The 19,778-nt window shown below is 54.4% G+C and carries 22 protein-coding genes; 9 read left to right on the forward strand and 13 right to left on the reverse strand.

From position 1 onward, the window contains the following. Nucleotides 1–33: 33 nt before the first annotated feature. Complete coding sequence (locus RY075_RS09165) at nt 34–282, forward strand: GlsB/YeaQ/YmgE family stress response membrane protein (RefSeq protein WP_003857896.1); 249 nt, start codon at nt 34–36, stop codon at nt 280–282. A 128-nt stretch (nt 283–410) separates the two neighbouring features. On the opposite strand, the gene RY075_RS09170 is transcribed toward RY075_RS09165, so the two are convergent. Continuing rightward, on the reverse strand, nt 411–509 hold the full coding sequence (locus RY075_RS09170) for a YoaK family small membrane protein (RefSeq protein ID WP_015570793.1): 99 nt from the start codon (nt 507–509) through the stop codon (nt 411–413). A gap of 45 nt (nt 510–554) precedes the next feature. Next, nucleotides 555–1,583, reverse strand: a complete 1,029-nt coding sequence (locus RY075_RS09175; protein ID WP_023315855.1) for a sensor domain-containing diguanylate cyclase — start codon at nt 1,581–1,583, stop codon at nt 555–557. Between the two features lie 312 nt (nt 1,584–1,895). Between RY075_RS09175 and RY075_RS09180 the strand changes: the two genes are divergently transcribed. Both RY075_RS09180 and RY075_RS09185 read left to right on the forward strand, forming a co-directional pair. Next, complete coding sequence (locus tag RY075_RS09180; RefSeq protein ID WP_022650809.1) at nt 1,896–2,150, forward strand: DUF333 domain-containing protein; 255 nt, start codon at nt 1,896–1,898, stop codon at nt 2,148–2,150. Nucleotides 2,151–2,230: 80 nt separating this feature from the next. Further along, a complete protein-coding gene (locus RY075_RS09185; protein WP_022650810.1) occupies nt 2,231–2,536 on the forward strand; it encodes a hypothetical protein in 306 nt (101 codons plus the stop codon). Here RY075_RS09185 and RY075_RS09190 read toward each other — a convergent pair whose 3' ends face one another. After that, a complete protein-coding gene (locus RY075_RS09190) occupies nt 2,537–2,881 on the reverse strand; it encodes a DUF488 domain-containing protein (protein WP_003857886.1) in 345 nt (114 codons plus the stop codon). Between the two features lie 150 nt (nt 2,882–3,031). On the opposite strand from RY075_RS09190, the gene RY075_RS09195 reads away from it, so the two are divergent. Next, a complete protein-coding gene (locus RY075_RS09195; RefSeq protein ID WP_022650811.1) occupies nt 3,032–3,739 on the forward strand; it encodes a CTP synthase in 708 nt (235 codons plus the stop codon). Between the two features lie 31 nt (nt 3,740–3,770). Here the strand turns inward: RY075_RS09195 and RY075_RS09200 are convergent, their stop codons facing one another. After that, complete coding sequence (locus RY075_RS09200) at nt 3,771–4,958, reverse strand: CynX/NimT family MFS transporter (protein ID WP_022650812.1); 1,188 nt, start codon at nt 4,956–4,958, stop codon at nt 3,771–3,773. A gap of 99 nt (nt 4,959–5,057) precedes the next feature. Here RY075_RS09200 and RY075_RS09205 point away from each other — a divergent pair, with 99 nt between their 5' ends. After that, nucleotides 5,058–5,849 (forward strand): helix-turn-helix transcriptional regulator, encoded by a 792-nt coding sequence (locus RY075_RS09205; RefSeq protein ID WP_022650813.1) that lies wholly within the window; start codon nt 5,058–5,060, stop codon nt 5,847–5,849. Here the strand turns inward: RY075_RS09205 and RY075_RS09210 are convergent. The 3 genes from RY075_RS09210 to RY075_RS09220 form a co-directional block, all read right to left on the reverse strand. Continuing rightward, the gene (locus RY075_RS09210) at nt 5,833–6,279 is read right to left on the reverse strand and encodes a DUF441 domain-containing protein (protein ID WP_003857881.1); all 447 of its coding nucleotides are present in this window, start codon (nt 6,277–6,279) and stop codon (nt 5,833–5,835) included. The genes RY075_RS09205 and RY075_RS09210 overlap by 17 nt on opposite strands. A 106-nt stretch (nt 6,280–6,385) precedes the next feature. Further along, the gene (locus RY075_RS09215; protein WP_023315858.1) at nt 6,386–8,422 is read right to left on the reverse strand and encodes a glycoside hydrolase family 31 protein; all 2,037 of its coding nucleotides are present in this window, start codon (nt 8,420–8,422) and stop codon (nt 6,386–6,388) included. Between the two features lie 15 nt (nt 8,423–8,437). Further along, a complete protein-coding gene (locus RY075_RS09220; protein ID WP_022650815.1) occupies nt 8,438–9,769 on the reverse strand; it encodes a glycoside-pentoside-hexuronide (GPH):cation symporter in 1,332 nt (443 codons plus the stop codon). A gap of 286 nt (nt 9,770–10,055) precedes the next feature. On the opposite strand from RY075_RS09220, the gene yoaI reads away from it, so the two are divergent. Further along, nucleotides 10,056–10,157: a small membrane protein YoaI gene (gene yoaI, locus RY075_RS09225; RefSeq protein WP_017384693.1), complete on the forward strand. Its 102-nt coding sequence runs from the start codon at nt 10,056–10,058 to the stop codon at nt 10,155–10,157. Between the two features lie 20 nt (nt 10,158–10,177). Here yoaI and RY075_RS09230 read toward each other — a convergent pair whose 3' ends face one another. The 3 genes from RY075_RS09230 to yeaG form a co-directional block, all read right to left on the reverse strand. Further along, nucleotides 10,178–10,678 (reverse strand): YbaK/prolyl-tRNA synthetase associated domain-containing protein, encoded by a 501-nt coding sequence (locus tag RY075_RS09230; protein ID WP_022650816.1) that lies wholly within the window; start codon nt 10,676–10,678, stop codon nt 10,178–10,180. Between the two features lie 99 nt (nt 10,679–10,777). Further along, nucleotides 10,778–12,061: a YeaH/YhbH family protein gene (locus RY075_RS09235; RefSeq protein ID WP_017384692.1), complete on the reverse strand. Its 1,284-nt coding sequence runs from the start codon at nt 12,059–12,061 to the stop codon at nt 10,778–10,780. An 89-nt stretch (nt 12,062–12,150) separates the two neighbouring features. Continuing rightward, nucleotides 12,151–14,085 (reverse strand): protein kinase YeaG, encoded by a 1,935-nt coding sequence (yeaG, locus tag RY075_RS09240; RefSeq protein ID WP_006809140.1) that lies wholly within the window; start codon nt 14,083–14,085, stop codon nt 12,151–12,153. Between the two features lie 432 nt (nt 14,086–14,517). Between yeaG and RY075_RS09245 the strand changes: the two genes are divergently transcribed. Continuing rightward, on the forward strand, nt 14,518–15,264 hold the full coding sequence (locus RY075_RS09245) for a MipA/OmpV family protein (RefSeq protein WP_022650867.1): 747 nt from the start codon (nt 14,518–14,520) through the stop codon (nt 15,262–15,264). A gap of 67 nt (nt 15,265–15,331) precedes the next feature. On the opposite strand, the gene RY075_RS09250 is transcribed toward RY075_RS09245, so the two are convergent. Continuing rightward, the gene (locus RY075_RS09250; RefSeq protein ID WP_023324474.1) at nt 15,332–16,216 is read right to left on the reverse strand and encodes a D-hexose-6-phosphate mutarotase; all 885 of its coding nucleotides are present in this window, start codon (nt 16,214–16,216) and stop codon (nt 15,332–15,334) included. Between the two features lie 74 nt (nt 16,217–16,290). Then, nucleotides 16,291–17,286 carry a glyceraldehyde-3-phosphate dehydrogenase gene (gene gapA, locus RY075_RS09255; protein ID WP_006809136.1) on the reverse strand — a complete coding sequence of 332 codons (996 nt, stop codon included), beginning with the start codon at nt 17,284–17,286 and terminating at the stop codon, nt 16,291–16,293. Between the two features lie 341 nt (nt 17,287–17,627). Here gapA and msrB point away from each other — a divergent pair, with 341 nt between their 5' ends. Together msrB and RY075_RS09265 are read left to right on the forward strand one after the other, a co-directional pair. After that, nucleotides 17,628–18,041: a peptide-methionine (R)-S-oxide reductase MsrB gene (msrB, locus tag RY075_RS09260; RefSeq protein WP_003857865.1), complete on the forward strand. Its 414-nt coding sequence runs from the start codon at nt 17,628–17,630 to the stop codon at nt 18,039–18,041. Nucleotides 18,042–18,082: 41 nt separating this feature from the next. Then, nucleotides 18,083–18,361 carry a YeaC family protein gene (locus RY075_RS09265; protein ID WP_003857863.1) on the forward strand — a complete coding sequence of 93 codons (279 nt, stop codon included), beginning with the start codon at nt 18,083–18,085 and terminating at the stop codon, nt 18,359–18,361. Nucleotides 18,362–18,421: 60 nt separating this feature from the next. Here RY075_RS09265 and RY075_RS09270 read toward each other — a convergent pair whose 3' ends face one another. Then, the gene (locus RY075_RS09270) at nt 18,422–19,678 is read right to left on the reverse strand and encodes a glycoside hydrolase family 18 protein (protein WP_022650869.1); all 1,257 of its coding nucleotides are present in this window, start codon (nt 19,676–19,678) and stop codon (nt 18,422–18,424) included. Between the last annotated feature and the right edge of the window lie 100 nt (nt 19,679–19,778).

Genomic DNA, 19,778 nt, shown 5'->3' on the forward strand with positions numbered 1-19,778 from the left:
TTTAATGACAAAAACCATACAGAGAGGAAAGCTATGGGAATTTTATCCTGGATTATCTTTGGGCTGATTGCGGGGATCCTGGCGAAGTGGATTATGCCGGGCAAAGATGGCGGCGGTTTCATCGTCACGATCATTCTGGGGATTGTGGGTGCAGTCGTCGGCGGCTGGATCAGTACCCTGTTCGGCTTTGGCAGAGTTGATGGCTTCAACTTCGGCAGCTTTGTCGTCGCGGTGATTGGCGCGCTGGTTGTTCTGTTTATCTACAGAAAAATCAAAAGCTAAATCTGACCTGTGTTAAAAAAGGCTGCCTGACGGCGGCCTTTTTACTTTGGGCGTTACCACCAGCCTAACTGCGTACCGGCGACGGCCACGATGGCGACAATCAGCATGATGATGGTCGTTTTTCTCATTTATGCCCCCGGCGCGGCGTAACCGCCAAGGAAAAACCAGCCTAAAAACACTACCGCTGTGATAAAAATAACCACCGGAAAGAGGATCCCTATTCTCATGCCATCACCTGTTTGAGTTTGTATAAGGCCGTAGAGTGTACGGTTTTAATCTAACGCGACAAAGCCTGTTTTGCTTTTTCCTTTTTTATCCTGATACATCGCGAGGTCCGCGGTGCGCAGGGCGCTATCTTCATCCGTGCTGTGAGGATCGACAATAACGACGCCAAGGCTTGCACCGGGATAAAGAATGGTGGCATTGCCTAACCCGTATTCGCCCGCAATGAGACCATTGAGGCGGGTTTTGATTGCGTTGATCTCTGTACTGGCGTCGCCATCATCGCTGTGACTCAGGCTGGCAACCAGAAATTCATCGCCGCCGAGCCGGCCAATAATCTCATCCTGCGTTTGCTCGTGAGTCAGTCGCTTGCCGACCTGTACGAGGAAGCGATCGCCCGCCTCATGCCCGTACTGGTCATTGATTCGCTTGAAATCATCGAGGTCAATAAAGGCAATCATGACGTTGCGGCTAAGATGGCGCGCCAGTGAGAACAGGGTGGTAAGGTTTTCAAAAATGGCGCGACGATTCGGCAGGCCGGTAAGGGCGTCGGTGTAAGAGTGGGCAATGAGCGCCGCATTTGCTTCGCGAAGCTGAAGCACAAGCGACTCTTTCTGAATGTACTGACCAATTAACCCGGCAAAGAGCCTGATCACCTGCTCGCCACGCTCGCTGAACTGTTTCTGTGCGGTGCTGGCAGCGCAAAGCGTGCCGTACAGAGAACCGTCAGCCAGGTGAACCGGCACGCTCATATAGGTTGTAATACCCAGTGCTTTTGCCGCTTCACACTCCGGCCAGCGGTCAGGCACCTCGTTACTGAACAAAGTGTCGCTATCCATGGCGCGCTTACAGAGCGTTTCGTCCCAGGGCACGCTGAACCCTTCCGGGATTTGCATTTGCTTGCTGTTACGGGCATATAAAATGTGCTGCAAACGCGCGTTAATATCGATTTTGGTCAGGTAGGTTGATTCCATATCCGTCACAATTTCCAGCATTTCCAGTAGCTGACGCACAAGACTGTCGAGAGATTGCTCAGTGGAGAGGGTTTCTGAAACACGGGCAAGAATGATATCTGACATGAGGCAGGTTGACTCCCATGCAGAAGACCTCTGTATCTGCATGTTATGCTGAAAATTTAGACTCCGGTCATAGTAAAACATGAACAGGATTAATTTTATAGATTCTTCTGAAAGCGGATGAGGGAGAGGCTAAAAAAAAGCCCCGATGTTGAGATCGGGGCAAAACATCTTGATTACGGAATGATGTTCTCTGGTCAGTGTGAGAACAGGTATCACTATAAGAGGGAATCGTGCAGGTTTAATGGAGAAATCATGGAGAAAACGGCGATGACCCGTTACTCTGACGTTTTTACACCCTGAAGGATCATGATAATGAAATATCTTCTCCTGGCGCTGGTTGTACCGCTGGCCGCCTGCTCAACAAAGACCACCCCTCCTGATGCGCCTCAACCGCCGCACGCTATTGGTATGGCAAACCCGGCGTCAGTGTACTGTCTGGAGAAAGGGGGAGAGCAAATCCCTGTTCAAAGCCCGCAGGGTGTACGTACCGAGTGCAAATTACCAGGCGGGGAAGTGATCGATGAATGGGATCTCTACCGACGCGATCACCCGCAACCAACCAGATGACAAGGGCAATAAAACTGCGATACACTTCTCTTTAGGATTATTCTTAGCCAGTTTCTGGCAGTACGTTTGCGAGAAGAAGTATGTTTCAGTTAAAACCGGGCAGCATGGCGATGATCGTGGGTGCGCGTACGGCGGCAGGCCGTCGAAATATCGGTAAATCCGTGGAGCTGTTTGGCCTTTGTCAGCCGGGCCAGCGTTTTGTAAACCCGGTTAACGGCGTCATGACGCAATTACCTGATACATCAGCACGTGCGCTGTGGCTGGTCACCGGTGATGTTTACGCCTTTGATAACCAGCACGGTTTTGCGTTTGTTCGCCCGGAACATTTGATGCCGCTAACTCCCGACGAGATGCCACACAACGTGGATGAGCTGGCGATCGGTTAATCACAGTTTACGTAGCCAGTCCGCCAGTACCCGCGCGTGATTCTGCTCCCTGTTTTTCGCCCCGTAGAGTAGCGTCACGGTCTGCTGTCGGGCGAGGGCCGCCAGGCGTTTGCCTTCATCCTGATGCTGCGCCAGCTCTTTACGATAGGCTTCACTGAACGCAGTGAAATCTATCGTTTCACTGTGAAAAGCTTTTCGCAGTTCGCTGGACGGCGTTAGCGATTTACACCACTCATCACAGGCGAGGTCGGTCTTTTTTATTCCTCGCGGCCAGAGTCTGTCTACCAGCACCCGGTAACCATCGTCTGACGTTGCCTGTTCATATACGCGCTTACATTGAATCATCCGTTTTCCTCCTGCCGTGCGACGTTCGGCAAGAACACTATAGCACCCGGCTTTTATCCACCCAATTTAAGGTATTGTGATAATTGCAAAAGATCGGTAGTCTGAGGCTCCTTATGTTATCTGAAAATCCTCCGGCATAAGGAATCTCTCATGGAACTCTCCCCGGTTAAAACGACGCTGCGCATTGCGCTGGTTGGTGATTTCAATCCTGATGTTATTGCGCACCAGGCGATCCCGCTGGCGATTGACGACGCCGCTGCGGTTCTGGATCTCACCGCTGATTATGACTGGCTCGCCACGCCTGAGCTGACCAGCCCCGAAGACCTCGTCGGGTATGATGCCATCTGGCTGGTACCGGCAAGCCCGTATAAAAACACCGAGGCGGCGTTTATTGCGGCGCGTTACGCGCGTGAGAATAGCATCCCCTTTCTCGGCACCTGCGGCGGGTTCCAGCATGCGCTGATTGAGTATGCGCGTAATGTACTGGGCTGGCACGATGCAGGCCATGCCGAAACCGATACCGAGGGAAGGATGGTGATTGCGCCGCTGACCTGCTCGCTGGTAGAAAAAACCGACGCGATAGAGCTGCGGAATAACACGCTGATTGCCAAAGCGTATGGCAAGCCGGAAATTCAGGAGGGGTATCACTGCAATTACGGTGTCTCGTCTGAGTTTGCCAGCCAGCTTGAGCGGGGCGACATGCGCGTAACGGGCTGGGACGAGCAGGGCGAGATCCGCGCGGCAGAGCTGATAACCCATCCTTTCTTTGTCATCACCCTGTTCCAGCATGAGCGGGCTGCGCTTCAAGGGCGACCTGTCGTGCTGGTACAGGCCATGCTGCGGGCGGCGCAGGGATAAAAAAAGCAGACCGTCAGGTCTGCCTTGAATGTCAGCGGGGTGTGATCTCCCGGTCACGCCCGGCCAGCATGCCGCACAGGGCCATCACTACCGCAGCCAGCGCACAGGCCAGCAGCGGAATGCGCCAGTCTCCGGCGGTATCGTGAATTTTCCCCATCAGCGGTGGGCCACAGGCCGCCAGAAGATAGCCAATCGACTGTGCCATGCCGGAGAGCGCGGCGGCCTGATGTGCCGAGCTGGCCCGCAGTCCGATAAACGTCAGGCCGAGGATCATGGTGGCGCCGGATCCAAAGCCAAACACCAGCGTCCAGACGACGGCCAGCCCCGGCGCGAACCAGAACCCGGCCGCACTGACAGCGCACATCAGAGCGACAAGCCCGGCTATGCCACGCTGATCGTTAAGACGGTGCAGGATCAGCGGAATGGCGAGACCGGGAACAGCGGTTGCCAGCTGGAGAAGCCCGTGCATGGAGCCAGCCTGCGTTTCGCTGTAGCCGTGGCTAAGCAAAATCGCGGGTAACCAGCCGATAATGACATAGTAAATCAGCGAGTTAATGCCCAGAAAAAGCGTCACCTGCCAGGCGAGTGCCGAGCGCCAGATAGCCCGGTTGTGCAACGCGCCCGCGCCGGTCAGGGTGGCGGCCGGCCTCTGGCGCCATTGCGGTAACCACAGCAGCAGCGCCACCAGCGGGAAGAACATCAGCATCAACAGCGCTCCGTGCCAGCCACCACTCCCCAGCGACAGCGGGACGATCAGCGCCGACCCTGCGGCAGCGGCGGCCCCCATCGTCAGCGAATACGCCCCCGTGAGTTTTGCGACCTGGCCCGGAAAATCACGTTTGATTAAGCCAGGTAACAGGACATTGCCCAGCGCAATCCCACAGCCCACGATCGCCGTACCGATAAACAGCAGCGCGGCCGACGGCAGCGAACGTACGCCAATCCCGATGCAAATCAGCAGCAGAGCGATAAAAAGGCTGCGCTCCATGCCCAGGCGCCGGGCGACGCCTGCGGCAAGGGGAGAGATAAAGGCGAAGGCAAGCAGGGGCAGCGTTGTGAGCAGGCCGGTTTGCGCCGTGCTTAAGCCATAGTCCTGTCGGATGGTGTCGAGCAGGGGGGCGACACCGGTAAATGTGACGCGCAGCGTCGTGGCGATCATCAGGATGCCTGCAACCAGCAGTGCACCCTGTTTCCCGGAAGGTTGAATAGCAGTAGTCATTATTGTCTCTTACGTTCAGGCGAGCGCATACCATACCGATTTAAGTTGTGGTTGAAATCAGGCTAAAATGACAGTTTATCGCTAATATCGGACAACTTTATGTACGGACTGGGGCTCGACGGCTACGATCCCGATAGCCAGCACGACGCGGCGGTGGCCTTTCGCATCCGCGTGGTGGCACAGGAACAATTTATTCCGCTGCATCAGCACCGCAAAGGGCAGCTGATTATGGCGCTGGGTGGAGCGATCACCTGTGAAGTGGAGAGCGCGATGCTGATGGTGCCGCCCCAGTATGCGGTGTGGATCCCAGGACAAACGCCGCACAGCAACAAGGCGACGCCCGGCGCGCAGCTCTGCCTGCTGTTTATTGAACCCGGTGCGCTCGAATTGCCGACGCGTACCTGTACGCTGAAAATATCGCCCCTGGTGCGGGAGCTGGTGCTGGCGCTTGCGGACAGGTCACGGGAAGAGTTGCCTCTTCCCGCTACGGGAAGGCTGGTAGACGTCCTGTTTGATGAACTGCCCCTGCAACCGCAGGAGCATCTACAGCTGCCGGTATCTCCGCATCCAAAAATTCGCCTGATGAGTGAGACCATGGCAAACGAACCTGCCGCCTGGCAGACGCTGGCGCAGTGGGCAAGCCACTTTGCCATGAGCGAACGCAATCTGGCGCGGCTGGTGGTGAAAGAGACCGGCTTAAGCTTTCGCCGCTGGCGGCACCAGCTCCAGCTGATTGTCGCATTGCAGTTTTTGATCGGCGGGAAGTCGGTCCAGCAGGCGGCGCAGGCGCTGGGGTATGACTCCACCACCGCCTTCATCACCATGTTTAAGAAAGGACTGGGACAGACGCCGGCCCGCTATATCGCCAGCCTGACTACGACTTCCCGATAAACAGCGAAACCAGACCGGCAGCAATCAGTGGGCCAACCGGCACGCCACGAAACAGCGCCACGCCTAACACGGTGCCCACCAGCAGCCCGGCCACCAGCGAAGGCTGGCTGCTCATCAGCGTCACGCCGCGACCGCCAAGCCACGAGACAAAAACGCCCACCGCAATCGCCACCAACGATTTCCAGTTTACAAAGGAGTGCAGCAGCGTTGAGGCCGGTAGCGTTCCGCTGGCAATCGGGGCCATCACGCCGATGGTCAAAATAATGATCCCGATGGTAAGCCCCTGTTTTTCTATCCACGGGAAGAAGGTGTTCAACGGTGTGACGCGAACGATGATCAGGACCAGAATGGAAATCGCGACGGTGGTGTTGTGGCTGACAAAACCCAGTGCAGCCAGGGCCAGAAGTATGAGCAGTGTAGGGTCGAACATGACGGGATCCTTGCCAAAAATAGTAAGCCTGCTTACTTTACGCGCAAACGCGTCGGCAGGCAGGCTTTACTGAAAAAATTGTCTATTTTTGGGCACTTGCCTGACGTCAGTCCACCAGCTGCTGGATAAGCGGACTCCCTTCGCGGATAAACACCGGGATGGTTTCCAGCGCCGCAGGCACCCGGATATGCTCCCCACCGGCGTAGCGCTCACCGTTGAGAGCGACCCAGCTATTGCCCGTCGGCAGCCAGACATCGCGCTCACGCTGGCCGGCCTGCATAACCGGTGCCACCAGAAGATCTTCGCCAAACAGATACTGATCTTCACACGCCCAGCTCTGCTTGTCCTGCGGATAGTGCCAGAACAGCGGACGCATGAGCGGGTCTCCGTGCAGATGAGCCTGCTGGTACAACGCGTCAATATACGGGCGCAGGGTTTCGCGCACGGTAAGCCAGTGCTGCATGATGGCGTAATTCTCTTCTCCGTAACTCCACAGCTCATTAGGCGAACCGCTGTTACACTGAGGAATGCCGTCACGGTAGCGCTCCGGAGGCTGAATCTGCGGTTCGCGATAGCCGTGCATGCGCAGAACCGGTGTAAACACCGCCCACTGGAACCAACGGATCAGTAATTCGTGGAACGCCGGGTCGTTAACGTTCCCTCCCTGGAAGCCGCCGATATCGGTCGTCCACCATGGGATCCCCGCCAGCCCCATATTCAGTCCCGCGGCGAGTTGATTGCGAAAAGCATGGAATGAGGAGTGGACATCACCCGACCACGCCAGCACGCCGAATCGCTGGCTGCCTGCCCAGGCGCAGCGTACAAGGTTAACAATGTCGGTTTCACCGTTTGCCTGGAGCCCATCGTAAAAGCCCTGCGCAAAATCACGCGGGTAGCGATTGCCCACTTCCAGTACCGGACCGGCGTGGTAGCGATAGTTGTCAAAATCATAGGCGCGGTATTCCGGTTCCGCTTCGTCCAGCCAGAACAGCTTAATGCCCATGTCGTAGTAATTTTTCTTCACCGTATCCCAGACGAATTTCCGCGCCTCAGGATGGGTCGCATCAAAGAAGGTGGTATTGCCCATAAAGTCGAGGTTGACCTGCACGCCACGTTCACTGCTGACCAGCCAGCCTTTGGCTTTCATCAGCGGATAGAGAGGGCTGCGCGCCTCTACCGTTGGCCACACCGACACCATCAGCGCAATACCCATTTCGCGCAGCTCGTCGACCATCCCTTCAGGGTCGGGCCAGTCTACGGGGTCGAAGCACCAGGTGCCCTGATTCGGCCAGTGGAAAAAGTCGATGACCATTACCGACAGCGGCAGATTACGGCGGCGATACTCCCGCGCAACCTCAAGCACCTCCTGCTGGGTACGGTAGCGTAATTTGCACTGCCACAGCCCGCTGATAAACGCCGGGGCGGCGGGCGGAGTTCCGGTGGCTTTTACATACTGGCGGGTGATATCCGCCACCGTGTCAGCGGCGGTGATCCAGTAGTCCATTTCTCCCGTCACGCGGGCGCGCCATTCCGTCTGATTTTTTGCAAAGCTGGCTTCACCAATCGCCGGATTGTTCCACAGCAGGCCATAGCCAAGGCTGGACTGCATAAAGGGCACGCTGGCCTGGGAGTTGCGCTGCGCCAGTTCCAGCGTACAGCCTTTCAGATCCAGCCACGGCTGTTGATACTGACCCATGCCATAGATGCGTTCATCCGGACGCGATTCAAACCGGACGGTGAGCTGATATTTTCCCCCCATTAGCGGCTTAAATTCACGGCCATCCAGCTTCAGGGCGCTGACATATTTATCCTGACTCTTCTCGCTGGCACCGATACCCACCGTTGAACGCTGGCGCCACATCTCTTCCAGCAGCAGTTCGCCGCGCTGATTGTAGAAGGCCAGCTGACCTTTAAGGTTCAGCGTCGCGGTAATATTGCCGTTGCGCAGCGTCAGGCTTTCCGCTTCGGCGATAATCTCAGCCTGGCAAGGGGCGGCGGGCAACAGTGCCTGTAAGGCGTCCTCAAAAGCCGGGGAGCAGGTGGCCCTGACGCGCAGGCTGTTTTCTCCCCACGGTTCAATACGCAGGATCTGGCGTTCAAAACGCCATTCGATGCTGTTGGAATGTTGAATCAGCTCACTCATGGATAACGCGTCCTTCTAAACAGGGTTTTTGGCGAGATGGATGGATTGCATTGTGCTGTCGTCGAGCTTATACCAGCGCAGCGTGGCAAACGCGCAGAGTGACAAGACGCCAGGCACGACGGTGAAGAGGGCGATGATGCAGTACATGGCCGTGTTGGTCTGCTCCGGGGCATTGGCAACATAACCGCTTAAGCCCAGCGTCCAGCCAACAATCGCGCCGCTGATCGCCATCCCCAACTTGAGTACGGCGAGGAAAGTGGAGAAGATCACGCCGTCCATGCGTTTGCCCTGTTTCCATTCGCCGTAATCGGCGACGTCCGCCATCATTACCCACATCAGCGTGGTGGTGGCCTGGTAAAGGGTGGAGACGATAAACGTCATGGGCACCAGAATAAGCACCGACTTAGGCGCAAAGAACAGAGCGATGCTGAGTACCCCCGCCAGTACGGAACAGTATCCAAACATCTGCACTTTGCTGACGTTCTGCGTCAGACGTTTGGCCAGCGCGCTGCCTGCGGCTTTCCCGAGAATATGCGCCCCGAGCATCCACATAAAATAGCTTGCGCTACCGAGATAATAAGTGACGAAATACATCATTGCGCCAAGGCGAATAACGCCAAAACCAATGTTGGTTAATACCAGGACGGCGACAATCCGCCATTGGTCGTTTCGTAATAAATCCCGCAGTTCCGCAAGATAATTATTGTGGGTAGCGGGAGCCTTAATACGTTCACGCGTATTGGCGAAGCAGATCCAGAACATGACGACCGCGACGGTCGCCATAATGGCCATTGCCCAGCGGTAGCCCAGTAATTTATCGTCGCCACCTAAAAACTCTGCCAGCGGCATCATAAAGAATGTCGACAGCGCGCCACCCAAAGTGGCAAGGAAAAAGCGATAAGACTGGAGGGAAATTCGCGCATCGTTGTCGGGCGTAATCACCGCGCCCATGGAGCAATAGGGAATATTGATTGCGGTATACATCAGCATCATCAGGGTATAACTGACGGTGGCGAAAATCATTTTACCGTGCAGATCGAGGGACGCCGGCACGGCGTAGGTCAGCAGACAACTTGCGCCAAAGGGCAGCGCCAGCCACAGCATCCAGGGACGGAATTTGCCCCAGCGCGTTCGCGTCCTGTCAGCGATATAGCCCATCGCCGGGTCTATTATGGCATCGGCGGTTCTCGCCAGAAGAAACATGGTGCCCACGAATGCGGCAGGTAGCCCCACCACGTCCGTATAGTAAAACGTCAGAAAAATAATGACGTTATCCAGCCCAATATGGCTCGCCATATCGCCTAACCCATAACTGATCTTTTCTTTACGGGTAATTATCTCGGTCATTGTATTCACCTTGCCAGTGTAAGGTTTATTTTTGAGGTGCTCCGTAAACAGGGTTAACCAGGATGAAAAGGTTAACAATTGCGAGATCTGGCATCGGGGTTACGTAAATTTCTTTTCGTGATACCGGTAACAAAAAAGTATTTAAACAGTGACTTTATGCGGAGAAGGATAGTTAACAGCGAATCGTTTCAGCGAAAAAAATCGTCTTTTCGCGGACGCGTCATTGTCATTTAGCTGTCATTGTGGGGGAGTAAAAAAGAGGTAAATGGGCAAAGCAGAGGGCATCATGAACGATCCTATGTTTGTCGAAACGCTAATTATTTCCTCATCATTTTTTATCATCGCGATTATTTTGATTGCTTCCGTGCTGCTGCTGGAAAACGGCTGACCGTTAGCCAGCCGCTGTATTTATTGTTTACGGAACGTCACCAGTTCAGGACGGGCGATACGCAGATAGTCCTGGGTATCCATTATCACCGATTTTTCCAGCAGGCCGGCGTTAAAGGCGATCTCATCGAAGCGCTCAAACAGCAGCGGATCGGCGACCAGCGTCAGATCCGGATGAAAACTGAAGGGGGGAATGGCGCCGAAAACGCAGCCGGTAAGCGCATCCACTTCTGCCGGACTGGCGAGAGAGGCCTTTAGCCCACCGAAATGGCTGGCCAGCAGGCTCAGATCGGCCTGCCGATCGGCGGCGAGGATTGCCAGAATATGTTTCTTAACGCCGTTGCCTTTTACCTTGCAGACCAGTGCTTTTGCACCCTGCCGGAGATCGGTCCCGCGAATTTCACTGACCGCTTCGCATTTCCCAACGGCCTCATGCGCCACCACGCGAAAGCGCGCCTCCTGCTCGGTTAATAAGCTGATTAGCCGCTGATGGGTCGTCGTCCCGGTCACGTCATCAGACATAACGATTTCACCTGTGATTTGCCAATACGTAGCTTGCTACATTAGCACGGGACGGAGAGGGCTGAAAGAAAACAGCCAGCGGGAGCGCTGGCTGTTGGGTCATGCGTTGCTGGTGGATGACTGTTTCTGGAACAGTTCCCGGAAGACCGGATAGATGTCATCCTGGTCACGAATGTGCTGCATCGCAAAGTTATCAAACATCGCTTGCAGATGCTCATACTCACGCCATAGCGTCTGGTGGGCGCGACGGGTAATTTCAATGTAGCTGTAGTAACGCACCACCGGCAGGATCTTCTTCGCCAGAATTTCATGACACAGCGGCGAGTCATCCGCCCAGTTATCGCCATCCGATGCCTGCGCGGCGTAGATGTTCCACTGCGCCGGATCGTAGCGCTCCTTCACTACCTCATCCATCAGCTTCAGGGCGCTCGACACGATGGTGCCACCGGTCTCCTGCGAGTAGAAGAACTCATGTTCATCCACCTCTTTCGCCTGAGTGTGATGGCGGATGTAGACCACCTCCACGTTCTTATACGTTCTGCTCAGGAACAGATAGAGCAGAATATAAAAACGCTTAGCCATATCCTTGGTGGCCTGATCCATTGAACCTGACACGTCCATCAGGCAGAACATCACCGCCTGGCTGGAAGGCTCAGGGCGTTTTTCGTAGTTCTTGTAGCGCAGGTCGAACGTGTCGATAAACGGCACCCGGTCGATCTTCGCCCGCAGTTCGGCAATCTCTTTTCGCAGGCGCTCCTCTTCCAGCAGTTGCGCCGGTTCCGTGTTTTCCACTACTTTCAGGCTGGTTTCCAGCTCGCGCAGTTCGCGCCGTTTGCCTGCCGTCATCGCCGTGCGTCGCGCCAGCGAGTTTTGCAGTGAACGCACCACGCTGATGTTGGCGGGCACCCCATTTGCGGTATAGCCCGCACGATGGGTTTTGTATTCGTTGAGTTGACGGTGCTGATTCTTTCTCAGATTCGGCAGGGCCAGATCCTCAAACAGCAGATCGAGATATTCGTCTTTTGAAATCTGGAAGACAAACTCATCCTGGCCTTCTCCGTCCTGGCTGGCTTGCCCCTGACCGCTGCCAGAACCGCCGCCTCCGCCTTGGGGACGCTCGATTCTGTCATTCTGGACGAAGTGGTCATTACCTGGGTGTACACGATGGCGAAGGCCGCCACGCCCCTGATGAAACATCGGTTCGCTGATGTCATCGTTGGGGATGGAGACGGATTCGCCGCTGTCGACGTCGGTCACCGAGCGTTTGTTGATGGCCTCGGAGATCGACTGTTTAATTTGCGCTTTATAACGGCGCAAGAAGCGCTGGCGATTCACCGTGCTCTTGTTTTTGCCGTTAAGACGCCGGTCAATAAACCAGGTCATATATCCCCCGTACTGCATTTGCCAACTTGCAGCGTCCGTAAGTGCCGGACATTTTGTTGGCCCGGTAAGCGCGTTACCGGGCACTTGTTTTAAGACGATTTACGCACGCGCAGATACCATTCACAAAGCAGGCGGACCTGTTTGCGCGTATAGCCTTTTTCCATCATACGGTCGACAAAATCGTCGTGCTTTTTCTGCTCGTCGGTTGAGGTTTTGGCGTTGAACGAGATAACCGGCAACAGCTCTTCCGTGTTAGAGAACATTTTCTTCTCTATAACGGTGCGCAGTTTTTCGTAGCTGGTCCAGTTCGGATTGCGGCCGTTGTTATGCGCTCTGGCGCGCAGCACGAAGTTCACAATCTCGTTTCGGAAGTCTTTCGGGTTGCTGATCCCGGCTGGTTTCTCGATTTTTTCAAGTTCCGCGTTCAGGGATTCACGGTCAAACAGCTGGCCGGTATCCGGGTCGCGATACTCCTGATCCTGGATCCAGAAGTCAGCGTAAGTGACGTACCGGTCGAAGATGTTCTGGCCGTATTCGGAATAGGATTCCAGATAGGCGGTCTGGATCTCTTTGCCAATGAACTCGGCGTATTTCGGGATCAGGTAGCCTTTCAGGAACTCCAGGTAGCGTTCAGCCTGCTCCTGTGGGAACTGTTCACGTTCAATTTGCTGTTCCAGCACGTAGAACAGATGTACCGGGTTGGCGGCCACCTCCGCGTGGTCGAAGTTAAAGACGCGGGAGAGGATCTTAAACGCGAAACGCGTCGACAGACCGTTCATCCCTTCGTCGACCCCGGCGTAATCGCGGTATTCCTGGTACGATTTCGCTTTCGGGTCGGTATCCTTCAGGCTTTCGCCGTCATACACGCGCATTTTTGAGTAGATGCTGGAGTTTTCCGGCTCTTTCAGGCGCGACAGGATCGAGAAGCGCGACAGCGTTTCCAGCGTTCCCGGTGCGCAAGGGGCATGGACCAGCTCACTGTGGTTGAGCAGTTTTTCGTAAATCTTGATCTCCTCGGAGATCCGCAGGCAATAAGGCACTTTGACGATGTACACACGGTCAAGGAACGCCTCATTGTTTTTGTTGTTACGGAAGGTCACCCATTCAGATTCGTTAGAGTGGGCAAGGATAATCCCGTTAAACGGCAGGGCGGAAATACCTTCCGTCCCGTTGTAGTTCCCTTCCTGGGTGGCGGTCAGCAGCGGATGCAGCACTTTGATCGGTGCTTTAAACATCTCGACGAATTCCATAATCCCCTGGTTGGCACGGCACAGCGCACCGGAATAGCCGTAGGCATCCGGGTCGTTTTGCGCGTGATGCTCCAGCTTACGGATATCGACTTTACCCACCAGCGCCGAGATATCCTGGTTGTTCTCGTCACCGGGTTCTGTTTTGGCAATGGCGATCTGCTCGAGTATAGACGGCCACACTTTCACGACGCGGAATTTGGTGATGTCCCCGCCAAACTCGTGCAGACGTTTTGCCGCCCACGGCGACATGATCGTACCGAGATAGCGATGCGGAATGCCAAACTCTTTTTCCAGAATTTGCGCATCCTCTTGCGGATTAAACAGGCACAGCGGATGGTCATTGACCGGGCTGCGCTCGCCGTTGGCGCTCAGCACATAGATCGGCACGCGCTGCATCAGCGCTTTCAGCCGTTCAGCCAGGGAGGATTTACCCCCACCGACAGGACCCAGCAGGTAAAGGATCTGCTTCTTCTCTTCCAGCCCCTGAGCGGCATGCTTCAGGTAGGAGACGATCTGCTCAATGGCATCTTCCATGCCATAGAACTCTTCAAACGCCGGGTATCGGGCGACCACCCGATTCGAAAAGAGACGGGAAAGCCGTGGCTCCAGGGCAGTATCAACCATGTTTGGCTCACCAATAGCCATCAATAGCCGTTCTGCCGCATTGGCATAGGCACTGCGATCTTGCCGACAAATGGTAAGAAACTCCTGCAGTGTGAACTCTTCGTCCTTGGCAGCTTCGTAGCGCTGGCGATAGTGATCGAATATATTCATGGCATGCCGTCCTTTCGTTTTTTAGCACAGGATAAGAGCCGTTCGTATGAGTAGTGGAGGCTCCCGGAAGAGAATTTTTCGCACCTCACTGCCAGAGCAGCAACCTGTGTGCCAGGTCGAAGGCTATGAACCGCAGGGTGTTCAGCAAAACCTCTTCTTAAATTAAAGCGTAGATGGCAATTGCAAAACTTGCATACGGATAAAATCTACTTTCAATGACATATCAATAACTCATCCAAAAATTTCCACTGCGGTTATAAGCGAAAAGCGGGTTTTTCATTTATCGGTCACATAAATGAAAGCGGGATGTCATCTGAAAAATGAAAAATAACGGGTTAATCAAACGGATTAGTGCGCAAAAAATTTTGGGATGTACGGGAATGGCGGTTACACTTCACCCGCTGATTATTTGACTACAGGAAAGAATGGATTGTGACCAAACTCAAACTTCTGGCATTGGGCATCCTTGCCGCTACCGCAGCGAGCACCGTACAGGCTGAGAGCCAGTGGACTGTTGGCGCGGGTGCTGGCGTGATTAACAGCCCGTACAAGCAGTATGACCGCGACGTTTATCCTGTCCCCGTTGTCACCTATGAAGGCGATAACTTCTGGTTCCGTGGGTTGGGCGGCGGCTACTATCTGTGGAACGATACGGCCGATAAGCTCTCCATCATGGCCTATTACGACCCAACGCACTTTAAACCAGGCGACAGCGACAGCAATGCGCTTCGTCAACTGGACAAACGCAGAAGCTCACTGATGGCGGGGCTTTCTTACGTCCATAATACCGAGTATGGCTTCCTGCGCACTGCGCTGGCGGGCGATACCCTGGACAACAGCAACGGCTTCATCTGGGATCTGGCGTGGCTTTACCGCTATACCAACGGCGCAGTGACGCTGACGCCGGGTATCGGTGTGCAGTACAGCAGCGAAAATTACAACGACTACTACTATGGCGTGTCTAAAGCGGAGTCTCGCCGCAGTGGTTTGAATAGCTACAGCGCGGATGATGGCTGGGACCCGTACCTGGAACTCACCGCCTCGTATAACTTCCTCGGTGACTGGAATGTGTACGGTACTGGCCGTTACATTCGTCTGAGCGATGAAGTGAAAGACAGCCCGATGGTCGACAAGTCCTGGTCTGGCATCTTCTCCGTGGGTGTGACCTACAAGTTCTGACCAGAACGTGATGCATTAAAACGGGGCGCTAGCGCCCCGTTTGTTTTTTTATGATGCCTGAACAATATTAGCGCTTCACAATCTTGATCGTCTGGCCTAAGCGGGACGGTTTTTCTTCGCTGGTTTTCTGCGGCGCGGTCACGCACGCGGTTTCCACGCACACGAAGGTCTTGTAACCGTCATCCGGGATATCCGCCATGCTGACGGAAAGGGCAGGGCCCGGGTTCCAGCCCACTACGTTGCTGTGGTGGTGATGAACCACATCAATACCGCGGTTCAGCGCGCTGTCGTGGATGACGCTACAGGCTTCCGGGTGCAGGTATACGCGGTCGGTACGATCCGGGAAAGTCTGCACGCCGTCGTCCAGCTTGCCTTCTTTCGCGTTATCCACTTTGTCGATAAAGGTATCGCCAAGTCCGCTCACCTTAACGGCCTGAATGTCGCCTACGTTGAAATAGGTGTGCAGGGCGGACGTTGTTTCGAATTCGCCGTGCGCTTCCAGTTCAATCTCGCAGGTTTTACCCAGCTTGAAGCGGGCATACAGGGTGAATTCATGTGGCCACAGGGCGCGCGTTTCATCATTCGCCTGGAGCTCAAAGGTCAACACCGCGCCGTTTTCATCTTCGTTGTGGGCTTTCAGCGTCCACTGCTGGTTACGGGCGAAACCGTGAGACGGTAATCCCTGCTGCGCTGACGGGCCAAACCATGGCCAGCAAATCGGTACGCCGCCGCGGATCGCCGCCCCTCTTTTGAACGAGGTGGCCTCGCTCAGCCACAGGCCTTCTTCTTCACCTTCTGGTTTCCAGGAGAGCAGGTGGGCGCCATTGAGCGCGACGGAGGCTTTAACGCGCGGATGATCAACGACGATGATATCGGCACCGTCAATCTGACGGCGGGAGAGCACAGGGGTAAGTTGTTCGACTACCGGAAGTGCAAAAATTTTATTAATCATTAAGCAATCCTCTGTCTAAAAACAATAAAAAAGGCGACCGAAGTCGCCTTTTAGGATCAAGCACTCATCTCAACTTATTTGGAGATGTGAGCGATCAGGTCCAGTACTTTGTTAGAGTAGCCAGTTTCGTTGTCGTACCAGGAAACCAGTTTCACGAAGTTGTCGTTCAGTGCGATACCTGCTTTAGCATCGAACACGGAAGTGCACACTTCGCCGTTGAAATCGGTAGATACAACGTCGTCTTCGGTGTAACCCAGAACGCCTTTCATTGGGCCTTCGGAAGCAGCTTTGATTGCTTTCTTAATTTCTTCATAAGAAGCAGCTTTTTCCAGACGAACGGTCAGGTCAACAACGGATACGTTAGGAGTTGGAACGCGGAACGCCATACCAGTCAGTTTGCCATTCAGTTCTGGCAGTACTTTACCTACTGCTTTAGCAGCACCGGTAGAAGATGGGATGATGTTCTGAGCCGCGCCACGGCCGCCGCGCCAGTCTTTGTGAGACGGGCCATCAACGGTTTTCTGAGTAGCGGTGGTTGCGTGAACGGTAGTCATCAGACCTTCGATGATGCCGAAGTTGTCGTTGATAACTTTAGCCAGCGGTGCCAGGCAGTTGGTGGTGCAGGATGCGTTGGAAACGATGTCCTGGCCAGCGTAAGTTTCGAAGTTTGCACCGCGAACGAACATTGGGGTGTTGTCTTTGGAAGGACCAGTCAGAACAACTTTCTTCGCACCCGCAGTGATGTGTTTACGTGCAGTTTCGTCGGTCAGGAAGATACCGGTAGCTTCAGCTACAACGTCAACACCGATTTCGTTCCATTTCAGGTTAGCTGGGTCTTTCTCAGCAGTAACGCGGATGGTTTTGCCGTTAACAACCAGGTGGCCGTCTTTCACTTCAACGGTGCCGTCGAAACGACCGTGAGTTGAGTCGTACTTCAGCATGTACGCCATGTATTCAGCGTCCAGGAGATCGTTGATACCAACGATTTCGATGTCAGAACGTTTCTGAGCAGCACGGAAAACAATACGGCCGATACGGCCAAAACCGTTGATACCTACTTTGATAGTCATATATTCCACCAGCTATTTGTTAGTGAATAAAAGGTTGCCTGTAAAATTACAAAAACCTTACGCAGCGTCAAGCGGAATCGTGTCAATCATTGCGACAAATCAATCCTGTGACTAACGTTTGTGCGACTGACTCGCCTCACTTTCCCTTTGAGCTAGCAACCACATGGGGGCTGCGCCCGGAATTTTAAAGGCCTCGCAGGATTAAAATGTGAAATTGATCACAATTGCCTGACCGCCTTTTCGCGACACATAAGTTTAGAACAAAAGTGCACGCGCGGGTGTTAATGTTTTGTTAGAATCTGGGTTAAAAGATGTCTGTTTCAACAGCGAGATGTAAGCATATGTCGAACCAACGTAACCCCGACGATTTGAAAAAAAACCTTACAGAGATGCAGTTTTACGTGACGCAAAATCACGGCACAGAACCGCCGTTTTCCGGGCGTTTGCTGCACAATAAACGGGAAGGCGTCTACCACTGCCTGGTGTGTGATGCACCGCTGTTTAACTCCCAGACGAAGTACGATTCTGGCTGCGGCTGGCCGAGTTTTTACGAGCCTGTCAGCGATGACGCGATCCGCTACCTGACGGACACCTCGCACGGCATGGTGCGCACCGAAATTCGTTGCGGGAACTGCGACGCCCATCTCGGGCATGTCTTCCCGGATGGCCCGCAGCCGACGGGGGAGCGTTTCTGCGTAAATTCGGCTTCCATGAGCTTTACCGATGATGAAAACGGCGACCAGACCAAGGGTTGAAAAAACGATTCAGCAAATTATTCCTTTGAAAGGGAGAGATCATGAATATTGATGACATGATTGCAGGTATGACCCCGGAGGTTTATCAGCGTCTGGTGACGGCCGTTGAGCTGGGAAAATGGCCGGACGGTGTGGCGCTCACACCTGAGCAAAAAGAGAACAGCTTGCAGCTGGTGATGCTGTGGCAGGCGCGTCACAATACCGACGCCCAGCACATGACCATCGACACTAACGGTCAGATGGTGATGAAAAGCAAGCGCGAGTTAAAAGAAGACTTCGGCATCACGCCGAAGCCGATTGCGACGATGAAAATGCAATAACGGTGCGGGTTTATGCCCTCACCCAACCCTCTCCCAAAGGGAGAGGGCTTGATTGTCTTACTACTGATGCGGGATCCCAAGCGACTCCGCCAGCTGTTTCGCGAGCTGGTTTTCGTCGTCAGCCCCATACTCCCAGAACATGGCGCCGGCCAGACCTTTCTCCTTGATGTAATCCGCTTTGATCGCCACGGAGCGCGGGTTCTCATAGGAAATCGCAAACAGCGCCTTCCCGTCGGCGGATTTCACCGACAGCCACGGCACCTTCGCCTGTTCGTCCCAGTGCTCGGTAAAGCGTTTCTGCGGATCGTTCAGCAGCTTGCGGACGATATCGTTGTATTTCACATAGGTATCTTTGGTCAGATCATAGCCAAGCGATTTGAACAGGCTCAGTTCCTGCGGCCCGAAGTAGGGCTGCGTCACCGGATTGTTTTGCGCGTCTGGTTTGCTCCAGTCGATCCCTGGCTCTACGGCACGTTTCGGCACACGCCCATAGAAACCAATTCCGAGGTTCATCTGCTGCGGCTTCAGCCCGGCGGCCAGATAGTTATTCACCACAAACTCGACGCTGTATTTGTCTGCGGCAGCTACCGTTGGCCAGTCGCTGGAGTCATACAGATTCGCGTTAAAATACTGAGTACCGTACGCCATGTCGTAGGTCATCAGGTTGATGTAATCGAGCAGGGGGGCAATAGCTTTCACATCCACCCAGCTTTTCGGACTTTCCGCATTCGCGCCCACCGCAATCGTGACCAGCTTTTTCTTACCAAACGCGTCACGCATCTCTTTTAACAGCGCGGTGAAATTATCCCGGTCGGCAGGGGTGCTTTCGACAAGTCCCCACGCGCCGTTGACCGGATATTCCCAGTCCAGGTCGATCCCGTCCAGGCCGTATTGACTGACGATCTCCTGCGCGGAGCGAATAAACACCGCGCGACTCTCTTTGGTTGCCGCTGCGCCAGAAAAACCACGCGCCCCCCAGCCGCCAACGGAAAGCAGGACTTTCAGGTTCGGGTTTTGTTTACGAAGCTGAGGAAGTAACGCCAGATCGGATGCCACCTTAGGTGATAACCAGATTTGATGCAGTTTTGCCGGATCTTTCAGCGCGGCGTTGGTTTCGTCTTTCTCGTTGTTATAGACCAGACCAAACGAGTAGTTGAGGTGGGTGATCTGGCGGACGTCCAGTTTATTAATATCGCCACCCGGTCCGGCGGTAACATCGCCACCCCCATTGAAGTAACCCACGGACATCAGGGGCGCGGCGGAAGCCAGTGACGCGCAAAGCAAGGGTAATGCTGCCAGCAAGGGCAAACGTTTCATATAATTTCCTCTTTGACTGAACAAAAATAACCACGCCACAGAAAAGGCGTGGCGAAAAAACAGCCTGAAGAGAATAGCATCGCCGTTTCGCTTGTGATGC

This window comes from Enterobacter sp. JJBC (assembly GCF_036936505.1).
In the GTDB taxonomy this organism is placed as follows: Bacteria; Pseudomonadota; Gammaproteobacteria; order Enterobacterales; family Enterobacteriaceae; genus Enterobacter; species Enterobacter hormaechei_C.

Bases quoted from the DNA above. Each gene is read 5' to 3' on its own strand.
- RY075_RS09180 (WP_022650809.1), top strand. From the start codon at position 1,896: ATGAAATATCTTCTCCTGGCGCTGGTTGTACCGCTGGCCGCCTGCTCA.
- RY075_RS09235 (WP_017384692.1), bottom strand. From the start codon at position 12,061: ATGACCTGGTTTATTGACCGGCGTCTTAACGGCAAAAACAAGAGCACG.
- RY075_RS09195 (WP_022650811.1), top strand. From the start codon at position 3,032: ATGGAACTCTCCCCGGTTAAAACGACGCTGCGCATTGCGCTGGTTGGT.
- RY075_RS09205 (WP_022650813.1), top strand. From the start codon at position 5,058: ATGTACGGACTGGGGCTCGACGGCTACGATCCCGATAGCCAGCACGAC.
- RY075_RS09190 (WP_003857886.1), bottom strand. From the start codon at position 2,881: ATGATTCAATGTAAGCGCGTATATGAACAGGCAACGTCAGACGATGGT.
- RY075_RS09175 (WP_023315855.1), bottom strand. From the start codon at position 1,583: ATGTCAGATATCATTCTTGCCCGTGTTTCAGAAACCCTCTCCACTGAG.
- msrB (WP_003857865.1), top strand. From the start codon at position 17,628: ATGTCGAACCAACGTAACCCCGACGATTTGAAAAAAAACCTTACAGAG.
- RY075_RS09170 (WP_015570793.1), bottom strand. From the start codon at position 509: ATGAGAATAGGGATCCTCTTTCCGGTGGTTATTTTTATCACAGCGGTA.
- RY075_RS09270 (WP_022650869.1), bottom strand. From the start codon at position 19,678: ATGAAACGTTTGCCCTTGCTGGCAGCATTACCCTTGCTTTGCGCGTCA.
- RY075_RS09165 (WP_003857896.1), top strand. From the start codon at position 34: ATGGGAATTTTATCCTGGATTATCTTTGGGCTGATTGCGGGGATCCTG.
- RY075_RS09265 (WP_003857863.1), top strand. From the start codon at position 18,083: ATGAATATTGATGACATGATTGCAGGTATGACCCCGGAGGTTTATCAG.
- RY075_RS09200 (WP_022650812.1), bottom strand. From the start codon at position 4,958: ATGACTACTGCTATTCAACCTTCCGGGAAACAGGGTGCACTGCTGGTT.
- RY075_RS09220 (WP_022650815.1), bottom strand. From the start codon at position 9,769: ATGACCGAGATAATTACCCGTAAAGAAAAGATCAGTTATGGGTTAGGC.
- RY075_RS09215 (WP_023315858.1), bottom strand. From the start codon at position 8,422: ATGAGTGAGCTGATTCAACATTCCAACAGCATCGAATGGCGTTTTGAA.
- RY075_RS09230 (WP_022650816.1), bottom strand. From the start codon at position 10,678: ATGTCTGATGACGTGACCGGGACGACGACCCATCAGCGGCTAATCAGC.
- RY075_RS09185 (WP_022650810.1), top strand. From the start codon at position 2,231: ATGTTTCAGTTAAAACCGGGCAGCATGGCGATGATCGTGGGTGCGCGT.
- RY075_RS09250 (WP_023324474.1), bottom strand. From the start codon at position 16,216: ATGATTAATAAAATTTTTGCACTTCCGGTAGTCGAACAACTTACCCCT.
- yeaG (WP_006809140.1), bottom strand. From the start codon at position 14,085: ATGAATATATTCGATCACTATCGCCAGCGCTACGAAGCTGCCAAGGAC.
- yoaI (WP_017384693.1), top strand. From the start codon at position 10,056: ATGAACGATCCTATGTTTGTCGAAACGCTAATTATTTCCTCATCATTT.
- gapA (WP_006809136.1), bottom strand. From the start codon at position 17,286: ATGACTATCAAAGTAGGTATCAACGGTTTTGGCCGTATCGGCCGTATT.
- RY075_RS09210 (WP_003857881.1), bottom strand. From the start codon at position 6,279: ATGTTCGACCCTACACTGCTCATACTTCTGGCCCTGGCTGCACTGGGT.